Source organism: Rhodococcus sp. EPR-147, assembly GCF_001647185.1.
Classification (GTDB): Bacteria; Actinomycetota; Actinomycetes; order Mycobacteriales; family Mycobacteriaceae; genus Rhodococcoides.
On sequence record NZ_LVCU01000360.1, the window covers coordinates 1 to 3,594 of the forward strand.

At 64.5% G+C, this 3,594-nt stretch carries 4 protein-coding genes and 1 pseudogene; 1 reads left to right on the forward strand and 4 read right to left on the reverse strand.

Annotated elements, in window-relative coordinates; translation table 11 throughout:
- From A2J02_RS16415 to A2J02_RS16425, 3 genes are all read right to left on the reverse strand, one after another.
- Positions 1 to 814, reverse strand: an 814-nt coding sequence (locus A2J02_RS16415) for an anti-sigma-D factor RsdA (RefSeq protein WP_068051278.1), incomplete at its 3' end; no start/stop codon positions are given.
- Positions 807 to 1,385 (reverse strand): sigma-70 family RNA polymerase sigma factor, encoded by a 579-nt coding sequence (locus A2J02_RS16420; protein WP_032397500.1) that lies wholly within the window; start codon positions 1,383 to 1,385, stop codon positions 807 to 809. The genes A2J02_RS16420 and A2J02_RS16415, both read right to left, overlap by 8 nt.
- A gap of 136 nt (positions 1,386 to 1,521) precedes the next feature.
- Positions 1,522 to 2,349: a hypothetical protein gene (locus A2J02_RS16425; RefSeq protein WP_082898996.1), complete on the reverse strand. Its 828-nt coding sequence runs from the start codon at positions 2,347 to 2,349 to the stop codon at positions 1,522 to 1,524.
- Between the two features lie 719 nt (positions 2,350 to 3,068).
- Between A2J02_RS16425 and A2J02_RS16435 the strand changes: the two genes are divergently transcribed.
- Positions 3,069 to 3,362 carry a WhiB family transcriptional regulator gene (locus A2J02_RS16435; protein ID WP_027496361.1) on the forward strand — a complete coding sequence of 98 codons (294 nt, stop codon included), beginning with the start codon at positions 3,069 to 3,071 and terminating at the stop codon, positions 3,360 to 3,362.
- A gap of 65 nt (positions 3,363 to 3,427) precedes the next feature.
- Here A2J02_RS16435 and groEL read toward each other — a convergent pair.
- Positions 3,428 to 3,594, reverse strand: a pseudogene (groEL, locus tag A2J02_RS27760) (chaperonin GroEL); the annotation flags it as partial.

Consider the following 3,594-nt stretch of genomic DNA (forward strand, 5'->3'; position numbering starts at 1 on the left):
CGGGCGTGACCTGATCCACCGGTGCCGGTGGCACGAAGACCTCCGGACTGGGGACTGGAGCCGGGACGACCTCCGCAGGGAGCGGAACAGGCGCGGGCAGCGTCAGAGCCTGCAATTCCTGCAGCAGACGTTCCAGCCACTGGTCCAGCTCGGCGCGCTGACCGTCGTCGAGAACAGCGGAACTGCTGTTCGACGCGCCGTCGAGGAGTGCGCGAGCGGCAGTGGTGTCCCCCGAGGACAGGAGATTTTCCGCCTCCTGCAACTTCGACGTCGTATCGATCTGAGCGACAGTCGAATCGGCCTGCTCGGAGAAGACGACCGACTTGACGCTCCAGAGCGGATCGTCCGGTGTCGAGTTGTACGAGATGACCACCAGGCCACCCATCACGACGGCGATCGCGGCTGCGGCACCGGCGATGGGACGCAGCAGACGCATGCGTCCACCGCGGTTGGCCGAGCTCGAGCGCGCCATGTCGGCGGCGAGCTTCTCGCGTTCGACGGAGGCGACGACCACGTCGAGGGAGGGTCCGGCCGGCATCGCCGGCGTGATCACGTCTGCTCGCCAATTGGCCAACAGAAGGGCGAGTTGGTACTCGTCTGCGTCATCGGTGGCAATCGGTCCGTCGCCACTGATCGCGTCGATGAACGCATCGTCACGACGTACGGCGACGAGGTCCACAGGACCACCGTCTGCGCCGATGTCGGCATAGGGATCGTTCTGCTTCGGTCCAGTGGAGTTCACGTGCTCACCGATACGCGAGATTCCGCGACGCGGCGTCTCACCGGGGCCACCGTGACCATTGTCCCTAGCCATACATTTCACCTGCTCTCACAACTTCGTTCTTCAGTTTTGCGATAGCTCGGTGCTGAGCCACGCGGATAGCGCCTGCAGTGCTGCCGACGGCGGCTGCTGTTTCCTCGGCCGACAATCCGACGATGAGTCGGAGCACCAGAATTTCGCGGTGCTTGGCGGGCAAGGTGTCCAGCAGTGCAGTCATCTGTCGACTCGACTCGGATTCGAGAGCGCGTTGCTCCGGTCCGTGCTCCATCGACACGACATCTGGTACTTCGGCGGCCGGGTCCGATTTGTTACGCGAGGCGCTGCGATGGGCGTCGGCGACCTTGTGAGCCGCGATGCCGTACACGAATGCCATGAACGGACGACCTTGATCCTGGTATCGCGGCAAGGCTGTCATGACTGCCAAACAGACCTCCTGCGCCACGTCGTCGGCCGAAAGCTGACCGCGCTCAGCCGAACCGACCCGTGCCCGGCAGTACCGAACGACGAGTGGTCGGATGAATTCCAAGACCCGGGACAGAGCCAGTCGATCGCCTTGCGCTGCGGCAACGACGAAAGAGTCCAACTCCTCACCCGCACTGTTCATCGTCGACAAATTTCCCCGCGTTACAGGTACGCACCCGCATGGGAGCGCTTCCACGTGGTGGTGGAACGAGACCAAGGATAGCGACACCACCCGGCCGCAACCGAACCAATCGGTCCGCCTTCGACCCAGGTCCTGGTCAACCGACCGTCGAACCACCCAGGCGATCGATGGCGGCGGCCAGGTCGGCGGACGAGGCCATCCCGGCGTCGACCCCGCCGGTTCCTTCGCAGAGCATCGTGGCGGCCCAGCGCAGGGGCAGCAGCCCGGCCATCTCCGCAGCGCAGGCCACCTGAACGGCCGACTCACGAGCACGTCCGGTCTCACCGATACAGCTCAGCGCCGCCGCAGACACCAGGTCGGTCTTGACGATGTGGCGTAACGAATCGGCATCGTTGGCGAGAGCCCGAGCGTTCTCGGCGTGTCGGACCGCCCCTGGCCCGTCGCCGCGCATCATCGCCAGCTCGGCCGCTACCCACGACGCCCGTAGTGCCGGACGCCACAGCCCTCGACCGGCGGGGTCCTGCCGCTGCTCCGCACTGCGGGCCAACAGGGTGTCCGCGAGGCCGAAACGTCCGATTCCCAACGCATCTGCGGCCAGGCCGGTCAGCGCATCGCTCCGGGCCTCCACCGAGTCCGTCGATCTCGGCGGTCCCCCGAGTCCGACGAGAAGGACCGCGATGCCGTCCCAGTGGCGGGCTCGCTCGTGTTCGCCCACCTGACGCAACCACGACGCTGTGGTCGACGCGTGCAGCGACCGAAGCTCCGCGCTGCGGGGTCGATGCCGCCGAAGCTCGACTCCGGCGGCGCTGTACCGGCCCTGCCCTGCCAACGCGACACTGCGAAACCAACTCTCTCGCGGATCGGTGGCTGCGGGCAGCGGGAATCGGCCGGGTTTGCCGCCGAATGCGGCGTCGAAGAGTTCGGACGGCGTCGCGTTGAACAGCGAGCTCTGCTCTGAGGGCACGGAGGCAAGGGTAGGGCCATCGCCGATGACGAACGGCGTCCGAGTCCTACCGATACGACGCGACGCAATTGCGTGGGGCGAATTCACCGTCGGTACGAAAAGGGACAACAGCGCGTCCTTTCGCGCGAACAGAATGCAGTTTTCAAGGAATTAACAATGTGAACACAGCCGACTCGGAGACGAGAATCTGAACGCTGTGTGGCGAATAGGTTAATCGGCGCAGTCGGTCACACGATCGGCAAGCGATGCGCCACACGCCGTCCGTTCGTCCCTTCGGGTCCCGGATGGCGCTCCGCGTGATCGCGTCGGACACCTCGCGCGGCCTCGACCGAATGGATCGACGCCTCACCCGACGCGTGCAACGGAGCTGCCCGAAGCACCAACGAAACGCCTGTGATCAGGAGAAACACCAACTAGTGCCTGTCGGTCGCATCGAGCGATCACCCTGACGACCGATGCCGGACAACCGAGCTCCGCGGCTTCGCTTCGACAGCCGGAATGCCGATGCCCTTCCCATCGTCTCCCGTGTCGACGGATTCTTCAACAGGAAGGACACGCACGCGGGTGAGTCGAAGTAAATATCGCCCGTGTTAATTCTTTGCCCCATAACTATGCATTTGCACACGACAGAGAACTATTGACTCGATTTCGTCGATCCACATAACGTTGTCGGCATTCGGATCACGAATCCGAGAAGCCACACCACCCTAGGAGTTTCCATGCCGCAGCCGAATCACCTCCCTGGGCCGAACGCCGACATTTGGGATTGGCAGATGCACGGCCTGTGCCGTGGCGTCGATTCGTCCATGTTCTTCCACCCGGACGGCGAGCGGGGCCGGGCACGAGCACAGCGCGAGATGCGGGCGAAGGAAATGTGCCGTAGTTGCCCCGTCCTCGCCCAGTGCCGTACACACGCTCTCAACGTCAGCGAGCCCTACGGGATCTGGGGCGGAATGTCGGAGACCGAGCGAGAACTGCACGCTCGTCACAACCGCCGCCGCATTGCGGTGTAGTCACCCGACCACACGAGAAAGCCCCCAACCCGAAAGGGGTTGGGGGCTTTCTCGTGTCATGAACGTCAGTGAGCGTGTCCGTGCCCGGAAGAAGGCTCGGAGGCCTCTTCCGGCTTCTCCACGATCGCGCTCTCGGTCGTCAGGATCATGCGTGCAACCGACGCGGCATTGACCACAGCGGAGCGAGTCACCTTGACCGGATCGACGACGCCGTCGGCCAGCAGGTCGCCGT

Excerpts from the sequence above, each read along its gene's own strand:
- A2J02_RS16420 (WP_032397500.1), bottom strand. The coding sequence starts at position 1,385 with ATGAACAGTGCGGGTGAGGAGTTGGACTCTTTCGTCGTTGCCGCAGCG.
- A2J02_RS16435 (WP_027496361.1), top strand. The coding sequence starts at position 3,069 with ATGCCGCAGCCGAATCACCTCCCTGGGCCGAACGCCGACATTTGGGAT.